The organism is Chryseobacterium polytrichastri, from assembly GCF_900142445.1.
Taxonomy (GTDB): domain Bacteria; phylum Bacteroidota; class Bacteroidia; order Flavobacteriales; family Weeksellaceae; genus Chryseobacterium; species Chryseobacterium polytrichastri.
Genome location: NZ_FRAV01000040.1, coordinates 1 through 16,579, shown reverse-complemented (window position 1 = coordinate 16,579; position 16,579 = coordinate 1). Strand labels below are relative to the sequence as shown.

Below are 16,579 nucleotides of genomic sequence, written 5' to 3'. Positions count from 1 at the left end.
TAACAATTAAGACTCTGTTTATTAACATATAAAGGGATAATTTTGCATACAATGAATACTAAAATCATTTTTTTATCGTTTATAATTGCTTTTTCGTTTTCAGGCTTCTTATTTGGGCAGGAAAACTATAGAACTTTGGTCTATGAGGGCAATCAGAAATATAACGGTAAAGATTATGATGGAGCGTCTTCTAAGTATATGGAAGCAATAAAGTCTAATGAGAAAGATTTTACGGCACATTATAATTTAGGGAATGCACTGTATAAAAATAAAAAATATGATGAGGCGAAAGCTGAGTTTGAAAAAGCACAAAAACTTTCTCAAAATATTCCCGATAAAGCAGCGGCTCTTCATAATTTAGGAAATACTTATATGCAGATGAAAGAGCCTGAAAAGGCGGCTGTTTATTATAAGCAATCCTTAAAACAAGACCCTTACAACGAAGCCACAAGAAAAAATTATGGAATTGCCAAGTTGAAAGAAAAAGAAAACGAACAAAAGAAAGACCAGCAAAATAAGTCAGGTAAAGGCGGCGGCGGTAAAGACCAACAAAAAAATGATGATCAAAAAGGCAATACTAAAGATCAAAAACAAGATCAAGGAAAAGGCCAGCAAAATCAAGGGAAAAGTCAAGAGGGTAATACTCCAGACAAGAACCAGAAAAATGAAGGTAAAATACCAAAAGATCTTGAAAACGCAATTTTAGATAAAGTAAGCGATAAAGAGAAAGAGACTGCCAAAAGAATTTTAAATAAAAATTCTTATTCGATGCCTGAAAGCAACGAGAAAGATTGGTGATGCAACAAAAAATTATTTACATATTATTTATTCTTTCTTCCGTAATTTCTTACGGGCAGGTAAGTATTAATGTAAATCCGGATAAAAATGATTACACCGGTAAAGATGTTGTGAACCTTACAATCGTTCTGGAAATGAATGGGAGTGAGTATAATCAACAAACGCCAATTCGTCTTCCAGATCTATCCAAATTTAATATTATTGGATCTGGATCTGTAAACAATACGTATGTAGATCCTGCGACCAATACAGTAATTACACAAAGAGTTTCTCAGCTTGCCCTTGAGCCTAAGCAAAAAGGTAAAATTAAAATTGGTTCCGTTTTGGTAACGGTTAATAATAAAATTTATAAAACAGAACCTTTCGATATTTTGGTAAAAGAGGTTGATAAGAGATCTGCTTCGAGTGCTTCTAATGAGGTTTATTTGAATATGGAGATCGATGATAAAGATATTTATCAAGATCAGCCAACTGTTGCTGTTCTAAAAGCTTATTCTAAGAATATGGATAACTTTAGAAAAGTAAAAAATATTCATCTTCCTCAGCAGGATAACATCAATGTTCATCCTATCAGCTTTGTTAAATCTGAAATTGATCCTTCATCTAGTTATGGAAATATGGCTTCACAGGTTTTAGCTGTATTTATGGTTTTCCCAAACGCGGCTGGATATGTTGAGGTTCCTGCTGTTTCCGCCTCTGTTAGTAGCTATTCAAACAAAAATAAAATTATCTCCAACAGAGTTAAGCTTAATGTAAGAAAGCTTCCGGAAGGGTCACCAGAATGCTTTAAAAATGCGGTTGGAAACTTCAATGTAAGTATCTATAATGCTTCGAAAGAAAAAGTGGAAATCAAAAAACCTATCAATGTAGTTGTAAAAGTTACAGGGGAGGGGAATTTATCTGATATGGAACTTCCGAAAATTGCAGAATCTCCGGATTATGAAATTTTTACGCCTAAAATTACGTCAGCAGTTGCTCCTGGAACCACGGGAATTAAAGGGGAAATTTTAGCAAGCTATATTCTAATTCCAAAAAAGGCAGGTGATATTAATGTTAAAACAGAACAATTTGCTTTCTTCAATCCTGCAAATAAAGAATATGTTGATTTAGGACAGGAAACGTTGGCTTTGAATGCATTTTCTCATGATCAGATTATGGATTCTAAAACCACTGTTGAAAAGGTTAATGAATATACCAATAACTTTTTGGAAACGGTAAATACTCCGGTTTTAAAAACTACCTCGTTTAAAGTGAAAGAAAAAGGTAAGTTCCATTGGAATATCCTTTTAACCAATATGGCTATTTTACTGGCATTGTTTGTTGCTTATCTTTTATTTAAGACTTGGCAAAAAAAGCGTACATTAGTTAAAGAAAGTGTACCTTCAAAATCTTTGGGTTCTGTAGCAGAAACTGAAAATGAAATAAGACAAAGCCTAAAAACTGATATTAATGATTATTTCAGTTATTTAGAAAATCTAAAAGATAATGAAGATTATCATAAGTTTTTTCAAACAATAGATGAAATGGATACTGAAGTGAGAAAGGAGTATTTCCAAAGCTCAACAGAAGATTTTAGAAGGTTTTTAGAGAGTTACAAGGGATCTGCTATGGCTGAGGAATACAGAAATCTTTCACAAAAGATTCAGATGGAGAAATATGCTCCTGTAAAATCTCCTGAAGGAATGGATCAACTTTTGAAAGCAATTGTTAATTTGTATTCGCAGATTAGCAAATAATCAATATTTTTTCATATTTTTGCGAAATTTTTAATTACAAAAAGATGGAAGTTTTCAATGATTTTTCTATAAAAGAAATCGTTACCTGTTTTATGGTTCTTTTCGCTGTAATCGATATTATCGGTTCTGTTCCCATTGTTGTAAGCTTGCAACAGAAATTCGGGCAAATTGAAGCCGGTAAAGCTTCAATCACTGCTGGGGTTATTATGATTATATTTTTATTTGTAGGAAATAAGATTCTAAAACTAATTGGGGTAGATGTTAACTCTTTTGCAATCGCCGGAGCATTTGTGATTTTTATCATAGCCTTGGAAATGATTTTGGGGATAGAGATCAATAAAACAACGGAGGCAAAGGCGGCATCTATTGTTCCCATTGCTTTTCCTTTGGTTGCAGGAGCCGGAACTTTAACAACTACGTTGTCGCTTAGAGCTGAATTTCATGATATTAATATTATTTTGGGAATCGTACTCAATACAATTTTCGTATATTTGGTGCTGAAATCTGCAAAATGGTTGGAACGAAGAATGGGAGAGGCTACTTTGTCTATCTTACAGAAAGTTTTCGGGATTATTCTTTTAGCGATTTCAATTAAATTATTTACCGCAAACTTTGCACAATTGGTGCAGAATTATATAAATTTTTAAGAATCATGCAGAAGTTTTATAAAGTATTTTTAGTACTGTTCGTAGTGTTTATCGCAGTTAATCTTTATGCTCTAGACTGGCAATCAGAAGTTTTATCTGAAGATAATCTAAAGTTTGTTTTTTCAATTGCCTCTGCGGTAATTGGGCTTGTTTTACTCTTTGTTTTGGATACTTGGAGTAGAATTGGAGTAAAGAAATAATCTTTAAATCATTAAAATATATCAACTCTTTCATCAATTGAAAGAGTTTTTTTTCGTTTATACTTTTAGGGTCGGGGTTCTCGTTTGATGAATTAAGTTGTAATTGCTAAGGCACTCGAAGCCACTAACTAGCAAATAACCAGATTCTTCAAAACCGCTTCAGATTTTAATTCTGTTTCAATCCATTCTTTTTCAGGATTACTTTGGGCTGTGATTCCACCTCCTACAAAGAGATGAACAGAATTTTGATATAATTTTGCACAACGAAGATTAACGAAAAACTGAATGGTTTCTTCTGTTTCAATTTTGATATAACCAGCATAGAATTCACGTGGGAATTTTTCAATTTTTTGAATATTCTCTTTACAGAAGTCTTTCGGAATACCACAAACGGCTGGGGTTGGATGCAATTCCTTAATAAGACGGTCGAGATCTTCGGGTTGTATTTTTGCTTTAAAATCGGTTCTTAAATGTTTAATATTTCCTGAAATATGATCGTGAGTTTTTGATTCTTTAACTTCACTCAACGTCACATATCTTGTTAAAATATTTCTAATATAAGAGGAAACAGGTTTTTGTTCTTCAATCTCTTTGTCAGACCATTCTTCTGAGACAGGGAGAGTGCCCGCCAAGCTCATGGTTTCAAATTCATGAGTGATCTTATTGAATTTTCCTAAGACCTCCGAAAAAGCGCCCATCCAGGCATCTTCTCCATTATTGAAAATATACCTAAAAGCGTTTGGGTAGGTTTGGCATAAATTTTTAAAGCTGTCTTTTAAATCAATTTGATTAAAATCATTAAAAATTTTCCTTCTAGATAGAACTAATTTTGGAAGTTTATTTTCATTAATAACTTCAATGACCTCTTGCAATTTCTGTAAATATTCATCTTTGGTTTCGGCAATGAAATTGCTTTTATCTTCGGGTAACGAGCTATTAGTAATCACTTCCTGATCAAATTTTTCCTGATCTATTTCAATAGAATTTCCATCAAAATTAATTTGCCTTAGTCCGTCAAAAGAGTGAAAATTGATTAAGCTTTTATCTGCTTTTTTATCTGTTGAATACAGCTTTTCGTCAAAAGGAAATTTGAAATAAATCATGGATTGAATACTTTTTGAAAATCACTACTTTGAAATAATATAAGAAATCCCTAAGTTGATTTTTCTTTCTGCAAAGGTATTGTTAGTCTTAAAAATGTCAAAATCAAATGACGAGTTTTTTAAAGAAACATTCTTCATTTGGTATTGCTGATAATCTAAAGACAATAAAAATCGTTTTAACAATCGATATTGAACTCCAAAAGAGAATCCATAATTGTTTTGAGTGGTTTTAAAATCATCTAATTTATCTAAAACATTATTTTCCGGAACTAAAAACTGCATTTTGTAAATGTTTCTATTCACTAGAAATCCAACAAACGGACGAATATTTTTCCATTCATAGAATACTTTTAATTGAAGGGCGTATTCCAAATGTTTATTATTAAATTTTTGAAAAAGTAAAGGCTGGTGATCTTCTGTGAAGTAAAATCCGTTCAGATAAGTATCTTCTTTATTGCCATCCAGATCGAAAGTAGAATTCCAATAGTAAACATTAGCAGAAAGCATCAAAGATAATCTTGGAGTAATTATACTTTTTGAGACCCAAGCTCCCAGATTTTCTCCAAACTGTTGTTTATTGCTAGAAAGTTCTTTGGCCCACTGGCTGTTTTTCAAACCAATTCCCACCTCGACACCATATTGAAGATGGGTGTTAAGTTGATTTTCTTTTTGTTGATCGATACTATTATCGGTAAAATTTTCTTTATTGATCTCTTTAATTTGTGTTTCTGCAATACTTAATTGGGGAAGCAAGATATCTTTTAATTTTGATTTTATTGGTTTTTCTAAATATATCGTATCATACACGATAACTTTCTCATAAACGTACACTGTGTCTGTCTTTTTTTTCTTTTGGGCTATGGAAAAGTTAGCAATGATAAGGAGTAAGAGTAATATTATTTTTTTTAAGAACATTTTTAATGATTGGTTTTTATCTTTCTACAAATATCGTATCCCTTTGGATAATTTTTTTGACAACAATTACTTTTTTGGGAACCTCAACAGTAGAATCTTTCTGAATGATTTTTTTTGATTTTGCTTGAACTTCTGTATTTATTTCTTTTGAAGTAAATTCAGCTTCAGAAATTTTTATCTCACTATTGGTTTGATACACATTGCCTTTTCTAGAATTAGGAACTAAATTTTCCGTTGGTTTATTATTTTGGGAACTATTTTCAGAAGTATTATTTACATTTTTTGTGTTTAGGTTATTTTTAATTTCAGGGTTCTTTTGTGTGAAATAATTTTTTGTGGGTTTTATGATGAAAATTGAAGCTATGATAATCAGTATAATCGTAGAACTTACAATTACCTTCTTTTTCCATGCTTGATTTGAAACCGAGGGAAAGGAAATTACATTGATATTTTCATTTTCAGGAATTTCAAATGTTTTTGTAGGGGTGATATTGAAATCTGAAAATTTACTTTTGAAAGTTTGTGCCCATAATAATCCTCCAAATCCAAAAAATACAAGTAGCTGAACCATCTTCTTTTTATTCTTCGGACTATCTTGATCTACATGACTCAGCAAATAATTCTGGATAGATTTTTTTGCTCTTAACAAATGAGATTTTGAAGTGTTAACATTAATACCCAGCATTGTTGAAATCTCTGCATGGGAGTAATTTTCAATATAGTATAAATTGAAAACAGATTTATGATGAGAAGGTAGACTGTCAATAGACAAAAGAAGCTCTTCTCTTGTGAAATCGTATATGAAAATATGTTTTTCTTCTGAAACAGGATCGCTCATTTCTGAAAGTATATCTGGAATTTCTGAAATCTCGGTTGAAGTGAAAATTTCGTTACTGTTTTTTCTAATGTACTGCAAAGCATTGTTTACTACAATTTTTTTTAACCAAGCAAAGAGTAATTTTTCATCTCTAAGCTGATGTTTGTTTTGCATTGCTGCGATAAAACTGTCTTGAATAATATCTTCCGCAGCGTAAATATCCTGTATATACCTACGGCAAATCCCCAAGAGTTTTGGGGAATTGTCTTTATATATTTTTTGCCAATTTGTTGAGCTATGCATATTTTTATATTGCTTAGTTCTGGACAACATCAATGCAATGGAGTCCGTTGCCAAAAGAGTAAGGAGGCATGAAACTCTGTATTTCTACATTGTTGATGAAGACTTTCTGCTCTCCGTTATTATTATATCTAATCATATAGATGTTTTGATCAAGAACTTTCATTTCCTGTATCAAATTATACTGAGGATTTGTTATTAAAACCTCTGAGCCATTTTTATAATATTTATTCTTTGACTGTAGATAAACATCATTGTTGTCTAAGATAATTTTGTCTATAGCTCCTACAGAGGGGCTTAATATTGGTGTCTGGATATTGGTTAATAAATTTCTATAAAAAAGAGTAGAGCCAGTACCATATAAATAGAGATTGGAATTATTGGAGGCAATTCCGTTGCGATAAGTGTAAATTGTATTTAAAGGATAAAAAGTAGTATTTATAAAATAGCCGAAGTTAGTGACCCCATTTATTTTTTTATGAGCAGAAACATATACTTTAGAATCATGAACTGTTATAGAGCCAGAATCATTTTGGGTAAACTCATCTGTAAAAAGAATTGTTTTTACTCCATTTTTCCAATAGCAGAATTCAAATCTTTCTGAAGGAGTGGCAGGGTTGAGGTTTGTTGCTTGTCCTAATAAATAAATATCTCCGTTTTTAACATAAAAATCAAAAATCTGGGGCACGTTAGTTATTGGGACATTCAAATATTGATCAAGATCGAATCTTATACCATCTTTCCAGAATGTCTGATAATTCATAGGTACAGTAGGAATTCTTCCTGCAATATAGACATGGTTGTTTTCTACAATTATTTTTCGAGGAATATAAACACTGGGTGGGAGATTGGTTTTTTGTCCGTTTTTCCAATAACAAGATTGATTGTTTTCGCTACCTGCAATATACACATCGTACGAAGCTACAGTTTTTTCTAATTCTTCAGTATTATTTTCTCGACAGGAAAAAATAAATGTAAGTAAAAATAAAAATGATAATAATGTTTTCATAGTCTTTTTCTTATAAGATGTGAAAAAAGAAAAAGGTTGCAGTTATTAGTTGAAAATATTCTTTAAGATACTATTTTAATTTGAAACTATACAAATTTGTTAAAAGATGGAAAAAAATAAAAAGGTAGCAGCAAGGATATAAAAAAAGACTCAAAAAAATTGAGTCTTATATTTTTATGTCAAATGATTATTTGTTGATAATATTGTTGGTCATGGTCGTATGATTAATCAATTGATCTTTTTCATCCCGAATTTCAATTTCTGAAACGTGCATTGTTCTTCCTTTCCTGATGAATCTTGCGACTGCAGTTACAATTCCGTCTTTTTTGCTTCTTAGGTGGTTGGAGTTAATATTTGTTCCTACCCCATAATATTTTGTGCCATCAATGAAAATATTAGACAGACTAGATCCCATTGTTTCTGCTAATACGCAACTTGCGCCGCCGTGTAAAATACCAAAAGGTTGGTGTACTTTAGGCTGAACAGGCATGGTAGCTGTTAAGGTTTCATTTTCCAGATCGATGTCGATGAATTTTATTTCTAATGTTTTAGCTAAAGTAATATCGTTACCCCAACTGTTTAAAAACTGTAGTATCTCTTCTTTTGTTTTGCCTTTCATGATGATAAGTAATAGATAATTGGTAATGAGTAATTTTGCTTCTAGCTTCTAGCTTCTAGCTTCTAGCTTCTAGCTTCTAGCTTCTAGCTTCTGAATCATTTCCCATGATATTTGGATTCCAGTTTTCAGGAATTTTGGGACCGATGTCATTCTTGATATAATAATCCTGAATTTCTTTCATTATTTCAGAGAAAGGAGCACTTGCTAATCTTTCATAAGGAATCGTATATCCCAAATAAACAATGTTTCTTTTAAAATCTCCTGCAGCTAACACCAAAGGAACTTTTGCAGCCAAGGCCATATGATAAAAACCTTTTCTCCACTTCGGAACCCAGCTTCTTGTACCTTCTGGGGTAATAACAAGGCTGAAGTCTTCTTTTTTAAATTGGTTGGCAACAAAATTCACAAGATCATTTTTCTGGCTTCTGTCGATACCAATTCCCCCCAAACCTCTTACAATACTACCATACCAAGCTTTTGTATGGGCATCTTTAATGATAATTTTTATAGGCTTTCCCAATGACCAATAGGCAAGGTTTCCTAATAAATATTCCATATTGTGGGTGTGTGGCGCTACAACAAGAATACATCTGTCCAGACTGTTTACATCGCCTTGTAAAACGACCTTCCAACCTAGGATTTTTAACATCAATTTGCCAATCAGCTTTTTCATATAGTTTGAATTAAAAACAAAAAAGTATAACCTATATAGGTTATACTTTACAAATATATTGAAATATTATCGCTCTTAAAACAAACCGCTGATTAAATCTACGATTTTCATTACAATTTCTAGTGCTACTTGTACCATTTGTAAGTGCTTTTGATTTGGGTTATTATTTGTTTACGAAGATAAGATAATTTCTTGATATGCAGAGGTTAAATTTGGTTTTTTTATTCTTGTTGAGAGAAGAAGAGTGTGAATTTCAAACTGTTGCTTTCCATCCACACCTTCAGCCACTCTCTGCAGTTTATTATTTGGTTTTTATAGAAATTATGTTTTTGTTTTTAACCGAATGGTTTTCGCATTCGTTACTTTTCAATCGCCGAATTATTATATCGTTTTATTCTTTACCTGCATTGTCTATAAGGTCTAGAAGTTGTTTCTCGGTAACGGTTCCCATTATTTGTGAAACAAGTTCTCCTTTTTTATTATAAACTGCTGTTACGGGTCTCTGCGGAAAACTAATTGCTTTGCCTGCAAGCAGATAGGTAAATGTGTATTTGTTCTTTTTATTAAAAGCTTCTATGGTAGAGCTTTTTTCATCAGAGATCATTACAATATTTACTTTACTTGCTGCTTTAACTTTAACTTTTTCGAATATTGGGAACTCTTCTATACAAGGAGCGCACCATGTGGCCCAGTAGTTAACAATTAAGGGTTTATCCAATAATTCTGCTGCTTTTACCTGCTTGCCAGATAGATCATGGAGTTCTAAATTATCCAATGGAGTATTAGGAATTTCCATGTTAGCTTTAAAAATAAAAGCTCCTATGATGATAATTACTACACCTATTCCGTATCCTGTCCAAAATGATTTCTTATTCATCGTATTAATTATTGAATGTGATAAGAAAGAATATGTAAGTAATGATGGCTGCTGTGAAAACTCCTGCAAGCAATCCTAGAATAAAACTGATACTTTTTTTCATTGTGTGTGCTTTAAATATGTTTTATTTAGTTTTTATAGAAACCTTGTTTTTTCCGTCGTTTATTTTGATATCTATATCACCTTTCATCTTTTTGATGTTTGATTTCATTGAATCAATTACTTGGTCAGCCTGGTTTGCAGGAACTTTTTTCCCGTTAATGATGATGCTGTCTTTATCATCAGAGTTGTATTCTATGGTAGAACCGTTTACAGAAATCTTATTTTTTTCGATTCTGATGTTTCCTTGATTGTTATAATCATCGTCATCTTGATCGTTATCATTAATTCCATCTCCGTTTAAATCTCCATCGAATCTAATTCCATCTTTCTTTAAAGCAATTACGATTGTGTTTTGAGGAATTACCAACTCATAATCAATATTATAGTCTCTAAATCTGTGTTCGTAAGGATATTTAATGTAATTAGGAAGAATAATTTTATTGTTAATAATTTCTACCGGAATATTTACATTAAGTGGAATATTGTATCCTTTTGCTTCCTTTTTAATAATTAAATAAGGCGTTTTAATATTTGCTTTTCTTGTTACATCAACATGTACCCAGTCTTTTTCGAAAACAGATACCTTGTCAGAATAAAGATCATTGTCATATCCTGTAAAGTTCTGTGGAATAGCAATTTGTTTTAGATCTACATATAAACTGTCTGAGGTGGTATTGATAGATACTTCTTCTGTATCTTCTTTATGCCCCTTCAAGAACATTTCTTTTTTAGCCATGCTAGCTCCAAAATAAGCACCGAGAGCCATTAAAATAAGGAATAAAGCTCCTATCACCCAACCAATATTTCTTAATTTAGTTTTTGGAGAGAAAATTTTAATGCTTAACAAACTGAAGATAATCGCTGGAATTAATGATCCAATAATGATGATGGCAGATAATATTCTGTATAATCCGCTGTCACCGAAATAGAATTTCATTTCGTTAGCGCCAGGAAAGCTAGAGTCCATTCCGAAAAGTCCGAATACCACAAATACACCAATAATACTTCCTACAGCCACTAAAGCAAAGAATCCACCGATTATATATTTTAAAACATTCCAGATTCCGCTTCCTGCGTTGTTGATATATGGTTTGTTTTCGATGTAGATTTCTCCGACTCTCTGCGTAGATTCGTTGGCAAATTGAACCAGCTTGTTAGATTCATTTTTAAGATTATCGAAGTTCATAGGCTTTCCCTTCATTTTCAAAAAATCTGCTGCAGTTTCTGCTTTTGGTAATACGATCCAAAGAATGATGTAAAGCAATGCAACTAAAGAAGAAGAAATTGCTTGGTTAAAAATTCCAAGGATGAAAATTCCTAACCAGATTGCTCTCATTGCAGTAATATCCATTCCTACATAATGAGCTAATCCTGCGCAAACTCCTGCAATTTTTTGTCTTTCAGGATCACGGAACAATTGCTTTTTATCTGTGTTATCAGAGCTTGAAGTATTGGTTTTATTCGTATTTCTTTCAGAATAGTAAGCTTCTTCCTGTTCTTCAATCTTTTCAGGAGTTCCGATTTGAGCGATTACTCTTTCAACATCAGTATCATTTACTACCTCACGTTTTCCTAAAGAATCTCTGAAAATTTCAACCATTCTTATTTCTATGTCATGCATTACCTCATCTGCTTCTGAAGCGTCCAAAGAGCTTCTCAGTGCATTAAGATAATCGCTAAGCTTTATATATGCGTGTTCTTCTATTGTGAAAGAAAAACCTGCGAGTCCTATTGAGAGTGTCTTGTTCATAGCTTTGTTTTTAAATTTTTTGAGTGATTTGGTTTACAGAATCTGTTAATTCTTTCCAGGTATTTTGAAGTTCGTCCAAAAACAATTTGCCTTTTTCTGTTATTTGGTAATATTTTCTGGGAGGGCCTCCTGTAGATTCTTCCCATCTGTATGATAGAAACTCTCCGTTTTTTAATCTTGTTAGGAGAGGGTAGAGGGTTCCTTCTACTACATCCAGCTTTCCTTTTTTCAGTTCATCTATTAAATCGGAAACATACATTTCGCGAATATTGATGAGACTTAAAATACAGAATTCCAGAATTCCTTTTCGCATTTGCGCTTTGGTATTTTCGGTATTCATCTTTATATTAAGTTTTTTGAGTTAATATTTTCAGAATAAGTTCCTAGCTAGTTGAACCTATCTGAATTCTACATTACAAAGATATGTAATTAAAATGGTAATATGCAATACAAAGTAGTGTATTTTTTATTTTAAAATATTTAATGTGTTGATAATTAAGTATTTAATTTTCATATAAAAATATAAGTCTTAAAATAAAATGGTTTTGAAGAGCTATTTTTTATCTTTGTTCTAGATTTTTATAGGATAAAAAGTCTAATTTTTCTTTAAACCAAACACTTTTATGATGAATTACAATGTATTTTTAAAAGCTTTGGTCTTTCTAGGACCTATGTATTTTGCTCAACATCATTTTGAACTAAAAGATGCTTCTGCGAAATATAACGTTAGCATTAATGTTGAAACTTGTGAAAAAGATGAATGTCAGGGAAAAGCAACCATTGAGCTGATTGATAAAGCTACTTCCAAAAAGTTTCAGACTCTCACTTCTAATAATCTTAATTTTTATTTAAAAGAAGACCAGAAGCCAACAGCTAATATTATTCAGTTATATGACGAGCAGAGTCCCTTGATTTTTGATGATTTTAATTTTGATGGAAGCCAGGATGTTGCCATTAGAAATGGAAATGAAAGCGGGTATGGAGGACCTTCTTATGATGTGTATGTATTTAATTCAACCAAAAAGCAATTTGTGAAAAGTGAAGAATTAACAAATCTTGCGTATGAAAATCTGGGAATGTTTCAAACAGATCATGAGCGTAAACGTTTGATCACCTATGCAAAATCTGGTTGCTGCTGGCATATTACAACAGAGTATGCTGTAGTTCCGAAAAAAGGATTATTGAAAGTGTATGAAATGGAAGAAGATGCAACAGGTGGAGATGCAACTGTAAAAGTCACAAAAAGAGAATTGAAAAATAATAAATGGGTTGCTAAAACCACAAAATATCCAATAAAAGAATATTATAAAGAATAGTAAAATGAAGATCCAGAAAGAAATCGATTTTATTTTAGCAGTTGATGCTTTAAAAAATGTACAGAGAAGAAATTACAATGCCGATGATTCCAGAAGAGAGAATACTGCTGAACATTCGTGGCAGATCGTTATTCTAGCTCAAATTCTTTTTCCTTATGCGAAAAACAGAGCAGATATTGATTTATTGAGAGTGATAAGAATGCTTTCTATTCACGATTTGGTAGAAATTGAAGCCGGTGATACTTTCTTGTTTGATGAAAAAGCAATGGTGGGGAAATTTGAAAGAGAAAAACAGTCTGCTCAAAACATCTTCGGAATTTTGGATGAACCTTTACGTTCGGAATTTTTTAACCTTTGGCTTGAATTTGAAGAAGAGAAAACTCCCGATGCTATTTTTGCATGTGCCATAGACCGAATGATACCTTTCATCTTGAATTCTTATACGTCAGGTAAAAGCTGGACTGAAGCCGGAGTTACAGAAAATCAAGTAAGAAATATGCTGGAAAATGCAATTACTCGTGCTTCCGACGAAATGGGAGAGGCTTTTGAATTTTTAATGGCTAAAAATTTAGAAACGGATAAAATTGTAAAATCATAAAAATAGTTTCGGCGGCCTTTGGCCGCCGAAACTATTTTAAAGTATTTGAATAGGCTTTTTAGATTCGTCAATCGCCACAAACGTAAAATCACCTACAATGGCTCTTTCTCTTTCGTAAGAATACATTTGCTCGGTGTAGATTTCTACATTTACTTTCATACTTGTTTTTCCAACGTAAGAAACTTTACCAATAAGTTCCACAATAGTTCCTGCAGGAATAGGTCTTTTAAAATCTATTTTGTCACTGCTTACCGTTACCACTCTTTTTCTTGCAAAACGGGTAGCGGTGATAAATGCCACTTCATCCATCAGTTGCATCGCTGTACCTCCAAAAAGAGTATCGTAATGATTGGTTGTATTAGGGAAAACGGCTTTAAAAATGCTGGTTTCGGATGCTTTAATTCTTTCTTCTGTAGTCATATTTCATTATTAATTAAAGCGAAAAGAAAGCATATTGGAACAAACAGAAGATGACAGGAATATAGACATTCCTGAAACAGACCATTGATCAATAAACTTCAAATCGCGAAAGTTTTTGTCTTATAGAAATAGGCAGGTCTCCTGACTCGTAACATCTTCATCTCCTTCCCATGCCTCGCACAGTGGATTCTTAATGAAGACTTTAGTTACTTACAGTTGCGCGACAGTTCGTGATTTTCACACGATTCCCTTTTAATCTGCAGTTAAGCAGAACCAATTTCTAAAAAGCTAAATGCCGTCAGCGGGAAGCCAAAAGCAAAATAACTTTTCGGTGCAAAAATAAGGATAATATGAAAACGAAACGAATTATTCCGGATTATTATAGATGATCTGGCTGATAACCTTGCCTTCTTTGATGGTCCAAAGCGTGGTATAGCGGTTTTCTCCTGACCCATTAATCATATAAAGAAAGATGTGATCATTGTCTATAGAAGTCACTCCAACGTTATTGAAATCCATCGTGGGTTGGAATAAATTTTTGATAGCTTCTCTAACAAAAACAGACCCTCTTCCAGGTTGTTGAACTCTGATAGACTTAATTTCCGTCACGCCTTCAGGAAGATCATTACCAATTCCCCAAGGTCTTACTTTATCGATGGTAAGAATTTTTCCGGCAGCATCTTTTTCCTTCTTGCGGTAACTTGCATTAGAAGGATAAACGTCTATAATAACTTTGCTTCTTTGGTTACCAGGTATTTTAGGATTGGTGTCATCCGTGAAAATAAGAGATTTTCCATTTTTAGATTTGGAAGGCGTATATTTTGGTAACTGATCGATGTAAGCGATACGATCTTTATTCACCATTCCTTCTCTGTTAAGAGAGTCATACCTTACGAAAGGTTTTTCGGTGTCGTCTTTATTGGGGTATTTAATCCAGATCCATTCAGTTTCTCCTGGAGCGGGTTTTACATAAACAAAAACATCTCCTCTGCGCATACGGATCTTATCTACAATTTTTCGGTAATTATCTTTAGCAACACGTACCATTGCATAGCCTTCTTCAGCTTTTACAACACCAAAAGGAACTTTATTTTGCCCTTTCATCAGACTTAAAGAAAAAATACTGAAAACTGATAAATAAAATACTTTTTTTGAGGAAATCATCATGAAAAATTTTTGACTCCTCAAATATATAAATTAAATGCTTTTCGGGAGGTATTTAAACAATTGCAATTCTTTAATATCTTTTATTTGTCTTACATGGGTGTTGGAAAGTAAATACATTTCATCCGAAATATCTAAAACATCCTGATAATTATGATCCGAAATAATAAAGCCTTTTTGTTTTGAAATCTCTTTGATTATTTTTTTTAGTTCAGTAGTTATTTTTGGAGAAACACTGTGGAAGGGCTCATCTAATAAAATAATATCTGAATGGGAATGGATAATGAGCAAGACTTCAATAATTCTTTGTTCACCACTAGAAAGGTTTTTTGGTATTTCGTTTAAAAAGGGTTGTATTAATTCTAAGTTGTGGAGTTTATTACTATTTTCTTTATTGCAGAATAGATTGATGAGGTTTTTAATCTTACTGTTTTTTGGTAAAAATGAATATTGAGGGAGATAAGAGATTTTGTTTTTTCGGTCCCATTGATTTTGAAGAATACTCGTATTAAATTTGATAAATTGATTTTCTCCTTTTAATGTTCCAAAAATTATTTGAAATAAAGTAGATTTTCCTACTCCATTACTTCCGAAAAGTCCAACAACTTTGCCCGTCTCACAACTTAAGTAAACATCCTGCAAAATTTTTTTATCACCAAATGATTTCGTGATGCTGTCCACGTGAAGTTTACTCATAAGAATTTTGTAATGATATTGATAATTAAGCTCATTGAAATTGTACTTATCCAAAGGAACTGTCTCGAAAATCCGAAATTGGCGTAAAATAAATATTGGTTTTTAAGCCTTAATTCATAAATGAAAAAATGAAGTAAAGGAAATAATAAAAGAAAACATAATCCGAAAATTTTGAAACTTAAATTTGTTGCTAAAGCAATGAGTAAAGAAAATAATAGGGTTGGAATTAAGATTTTTCCATAAAATATTCCAAGGACTTTTAAATTTTTAAGCATGCTGTAAAATTACGTATAATTCTGAATATAATGATATTATGTAATTTTTTTAGATTAAAATGTAATAATATTTTACTATTTAAACTTAATTTTAAATAATAAATATATTTAGGCGTATGTGAAAAAATAAACTGCTTTTAAAAATTAATAACCAATCATAAAATCTACAAACATGACAAAGTCAATTACTTTTCTTTACGGATTATTTGCTTACCTCGTATTTCTTGTTGCTTTTCTTTATGCAATAGGATTTGTTGGCAATTTTGTTGTTCCAAAATCAATCGACTCTGGAACTGAAACAACCTTTACAGAATCACTTCTCGTCAATGTACTTTTGTTAAGTCTCTTTGCGCTCCAGCATAGCATAATGGCCAGACCAGCATTTAAAAAGTGGTGGACAAAACTTATCAATCCTGTAATTGAGCGCAGTACATATGTATTACTTTCAAGCTTAGCATTACTATTAATGTATTGGCAATGGCAACCCATGCGATCTGTAATCTGGAAAATTGAGAATGAAACTGTAACGATGATTATAAATGGGATTTATCTCTTAGGATGGGT

The 16,579-nt window shown here is 32.2% G+C and carries 18 protein-coding genes, 1 pseudogene and 1 riboswitch; of the genes and pseudogenes, 7 read left to right on the top strand and 12 right to left on the bottom strand.

Features of this window, described 5'->3' with window-relative positions:
• The first annotated feature begins 51 nt into the window (after nt 1-51).
• Genes BUB80_RS19335 through BUB80_RS19320 form a run of 4 tightly spaced genes read left to right on the top strand, consistent with a single transcriptional unit; the run spans nt 52 to nt 3,381 of the window.
• Nucleotides 52-798 carry a tetratricopeptide repeat protein gene (locus tag BUB80_RS19335; protein WP_073296558.1) on the top strand — a complete coding sequence of 249 codons (747 nt, stop codon included), beginning with the start codon at nt 52-54 and terminating at the stop codon, nt 796-798.
• The gene (locus tag BUB80_RS19330) at nt 798-2,534 is read left to right on the top strand and encodes a BatD family protein (protein WP_073296553.1); all 1,737 of its coding nucleotides are present in this window, start codon (nt 798-800) and stop codon (nt 2,532-2,534) included. The genes BUB80_RS19335 and BUB80_RS19330 overlap by 1 nt, the downstream gene beginning before the upstream one ends.
• A 44-nt stretch (nt 2,535-2,578) precedes the next feature.
• Nucleotides 2,579-3,181 (top strand): MarC family protein, encoded by a 603-nt coding sequence (locus tag BUB80_RS19325; RefSeq protein WP_073296549.1) that lies wholly within the window; start codon nt 2,579-2,581, stop codon nt 3,179-3,181.
• 5 nt (nt 3,182-3,186) lie between these two features.
• Nucleotides 3,187-3,381 (top strand): hypothetical protein, encoded by a 195-nt coding sequence (locus BUB80_RS19320; RefSeq protein ID WP_054513201.1) that lies wholly within the window; start codon nt 3,187-3,189, stop codon nt 3,379-3,381.
• Nucleotides 3,382-3,509: 128 nt separating this feature from the next.
• Here BUB80_RS19320 and BUB80_RS19315 read toward each other — a convergent pair whose 3' ends face one another.
• The 9 genes from BUB80_RS19315 to BUB80_RS19275 form a co-directional block, all read right to left on the bottom strand.
• A complete protein-coding gene (locus BUB80_RS19315; RefSeq protein WP_073296547.1) occupies nt 3,510-4,484 on the bottom strand; it encodes a chorismate-binding protein in 975 nt (324 codons plus the stop codon).
• A 24-nt stretch (nt 4,485-4,508) separates the two neighbouring features.
• Complete coding sequence (locus BUB80_RS19310) at nt 4,509-5,399, bottom strand: hypothetical protein (protein WP_073296544.1); 891 nt, start codon at nt 5,397-5,399, stop codon at nt 4,509-4,511.
• 16 nt (nt 5,400-5,415) lie between these two features.
• Nucleotides 5,416-6,519: an RNA polymerase sigma factor gene (locus BUB80_RS19305; protein ID WP_175549632.1), complete on the bottom strand. Its 1,104-nt coding sequence runs from the start codon at nt 6,517-6,519 to the stop codon at nt 5,416-5,418.
• A 13-nt stretch (nt 6,520-6,532) separates the two neighbouring features.
• Nucleotides 6,533-7,525, bottom strand: coding sequence for a hypothetical protein (locus BUB80_RS19300; protein ID WP_073296538.1), 993 nt, complete (start codon nt 7,523-7,525; stop codon nt 6,533-6,535).
• Between the two features lie 187 nt (nt 7,526-7,712).
• Nucleotides 7,713-8,144 carry a PaaI family thioesterase gene (locus BUB80_RS19295; RefSeq protein ID WP_073296536.1) on the bottom strand — a complete coding sequence of 144 codons (432 nt, stop codon included), beginning with the start codon at nt 8,142-8,144 and terminating at the stop codon, nt 7,713-7,715.
• Nucleotides 8,145-8,220: 76 nt separating this feature from the next.
• Nucleotides 8,221-8,817, bottom strand: coding sequence for a 1-acyl-sn-glycerol-3-phosphate acyltransferase (locus BUB80_RS19290; protein ID WP_073296533.1), 597 nt, complete (start codon nt 8,815-8,817; stop codon nt 8,221-8,223).
• Nucleotides 8,818-9,208: 391 nt separating this feature from the next.
• Complete coding sequence (locus BUB80_RS19285) at nt 9,209-9,694, bottom strand: TlpA family protein disulfide reductase (RefSeq protein WP_073296530.1); 486 nt, start codon at nt 9,692-9,694, stop codon at nt 9,209-9,211.
• 124 nt (nt 9,695-9,818) lie between these two features.
• A complete protein-coding gene (locus BUB80_RS19280) occupies nt 9,819-11,546 on the bottom strand; it encodes a PspC domain-containing protein (protein WP_073296527.1) in 1,728 nt (575 codons plus the stop codon).
• Between the two features lie 10 nt (nt 11,547-11,556).
• On the bottom strand, nt 11,557-11,886 hold the full coding sequence (locus tag BUB80_RS19275) for a PadR family transcriptional regulator (protein WP_054513210.1): 330 nt from the start codon (nt 11,884-11,886) through the stop codon (nt 11,557-11,559).
• A 283-nt stretch (nt 11,887-12,169) separates the two neighbouring features.
• Here BUB80_RS19275 and BUB80_RS19270 point away from each other — a divergent pair, with 283 nt between their 5' ends.
• Nucleotides 12,170-12,862, top strand: coding sequence for an XAC2610-related protein (locus BUB80_RS19270; RefSeq protein WP_083547294.1), 693 nt, complete (start codon nt 12,170-12,172; stop codon nt 12,860-12,862).
• A gap of 4 nt (nt 12,863-12,866) precedes the next feature.
• A complete protein-coding gene (locus BUB80_RS19265; RefSeq protein WP_073296525.1) occupies nt 12,867-13,460 on the top strand; it encodes an HD domain-containing protein in 594 nt (197 codons plus the stop codon).
• A gap of 36 nt (nt 13,461-13,496) precedes the next feature.
• Here BUB80_RS19265 and BUB80_RS19260 read toward each other — a convergent pair whose 3' ends face one another.
• From BUB80_RS19260 to BUB80_RS19250, 3 genes are all read right to left on the bottom strand, one after another.
• Nucleotides 13,497-13,880 carry an acyl-CoA thioesterase gene (locus BUB80_RS19260; protein ID WP_054513213.1) on the bottom strand — a complete coding sequence of 128 codons (384 nt, stop codon included), beginning with the start codon at nt 13,878-13,880 and terminating at the stop codon, nt 13,497-13,499.
• A gap of 114 nt (nt 13,881-13,994) precedes the next feature.
• Nucleotides 13,995-14,173: riboswitch (cobalamin riboswitch) on the bottom strand.
• Between the two features lie 73 nt (nt 14,174-14,246).
• Nucleotides 14,247-15,047: a hypothetical protein gene (locus tag BUB80_RS19255; protein ID WP_073296522.1), complete on the bottom strand. Its 801-nt coding sequence runs from the start codon at nt 15,045-15,047 to the stop codon at nt 14,247-14,249.
• Nucleotides 15,048-15,077: 30 nt separating this feature from the next.
• A complete protein-coding gene (locus tag BUB80_RS19250) occupies nt 15,078-15,740 on the bottom strand; it encodes an ATP-binding cassette domain-containing protein (protein ID WP_073296519.1) in 663 nt (220 codons plus the stop codon).
• Between the two features lie 447 nt (nt 15,741-16,187).
• On the opposite strand from BUB80_RS19250, the pseudogene BUB80_RS19240 reads away from it, so the two are divergent.
• Nucleotides 16,188-16,579, top strand: a pseudogene (locus BUB80_RS19240) (methanethiol S-methyltransferase); the annotation flags it as partial.

Coding starts and splice junctions, on each gene's coding strand:
- BUB80_RS19335 (WP_073296558.1), top strand. CDS start 52: ATGAATACTAAAATCATTTTTTTATCGTTTATAATTGCTTTTTCGTTT.
- BUB80_RS19330 (WP_073296553.1), top strand. CDS start 798: ATGCAACAAAAAATTATTTACATATTATTTATTCTTTCTTCCGTAATT.
- BUB80_RS19325 (WP_073296549.1), top strand. CDS start 2,579: ATGGAAGTTTTCAATGATTTTTCTATAAAAGAAATCGTTACCTGTTTT.
- BUB80_RS19320 (WP_054513201.1), top strand. CDS start 3,187: ATGCAGAAGTTTTATAAAGTATTTTTAGTACTGTTCGTAGTGTTTATC.
- BUB80_RS19315 (WP_073296547.1), bottom strand. CDS start 4,484: ATGATTTATTTCAAATTTCCTTTTGACGAAAAGCTGTATTCAACAGAT.
- BUB80_RS19310 (WP_073296544.1), bottom strand. CDS start 5,399: ATGTTCTTAAAAAAAATAATATTACTCTTACTCCTTATCATTGCTAAC.
- BUB80_RS19305 (WP_175549632.1), bottom strand. CDS start 6,519: ATGCATAGCTCAACAAATTGGCAAAAAATATATAAAGACAATTCCCCA.
- BUB80_RS19300 (WP_073296538.1), bottom strand. CDS start 7,525: ATGAAAACATTATTATCATTTTTATTTTTACTTACATTTATTTTTTCC.
- BUB80_RS19295 (WP_073296536.1), bottom strand. CDS start 8,144: ATGAAAGGCAAAACAAAAGAAGAGATACTACAGTTTTTAAACAGTTGG.
- BUB80_RS19290 (WP_073296533.1), bottom strand. CDS start 8,817: ATGAAAAAGCTGATTGGCAAATTGATGTTAAAAATCCTAGGTTGGAAG.
- BUB80_RS19285 (WP_073296530.1), bottom strand. CDS start 9,694: ATGAATAAGAAATCATTTTGGACAGGATACGGAATAGGTGTAGTAATT.
- BUB80_RS19280 (WP_073296527.1), bottom strand. CDS start 11,546: ATGAACAAGACACTCTCAATAGGACTCGCAGGTTTTTCTTTCACAATA.
- BUB80_RS19275 (WP_054513210.1), bottom strand. CDS start 11,886: ATGAATACCGAAAATACCAAAGCGCAAATGCGAAAAGGAATTCTGGAA.
- BUB80_RS19270 (WP_083547294.1), top strand. CDS start 12,170: ATGATGAATTACAATGTATTTTTAAAAGCTTTGGTCTTTCTAGGACCT.
- BUB80_RS19265 (WP_073296525.1), top strand. CDS start 12,867: ATGAAGATCCAGAAAGAAATCGATTTTATTTTAGCAGTTGATGCTTTA.
- BUB80_RS19260 (WP_054513213.1), bottom strand. CDS start 13,880: ATGACTACAGAAGAAAGAATTAAAGCATCCGAAACCAGCATTTTTAAA.
- BUB80_RS19255 (WP_073296522.1), bottom strand. CDS start 15,047: ATGATGATTTCCTCAAAAAAAGTATTTTATTTATCAGTTTTCAGTATT.
- BUB80_RS19250 (WP_073296519.1), bottom strand. CDS start 15,740: ATGAGTAAACTTCACGTGGACAGCATCACGAAATCATTTGGTGATAAA.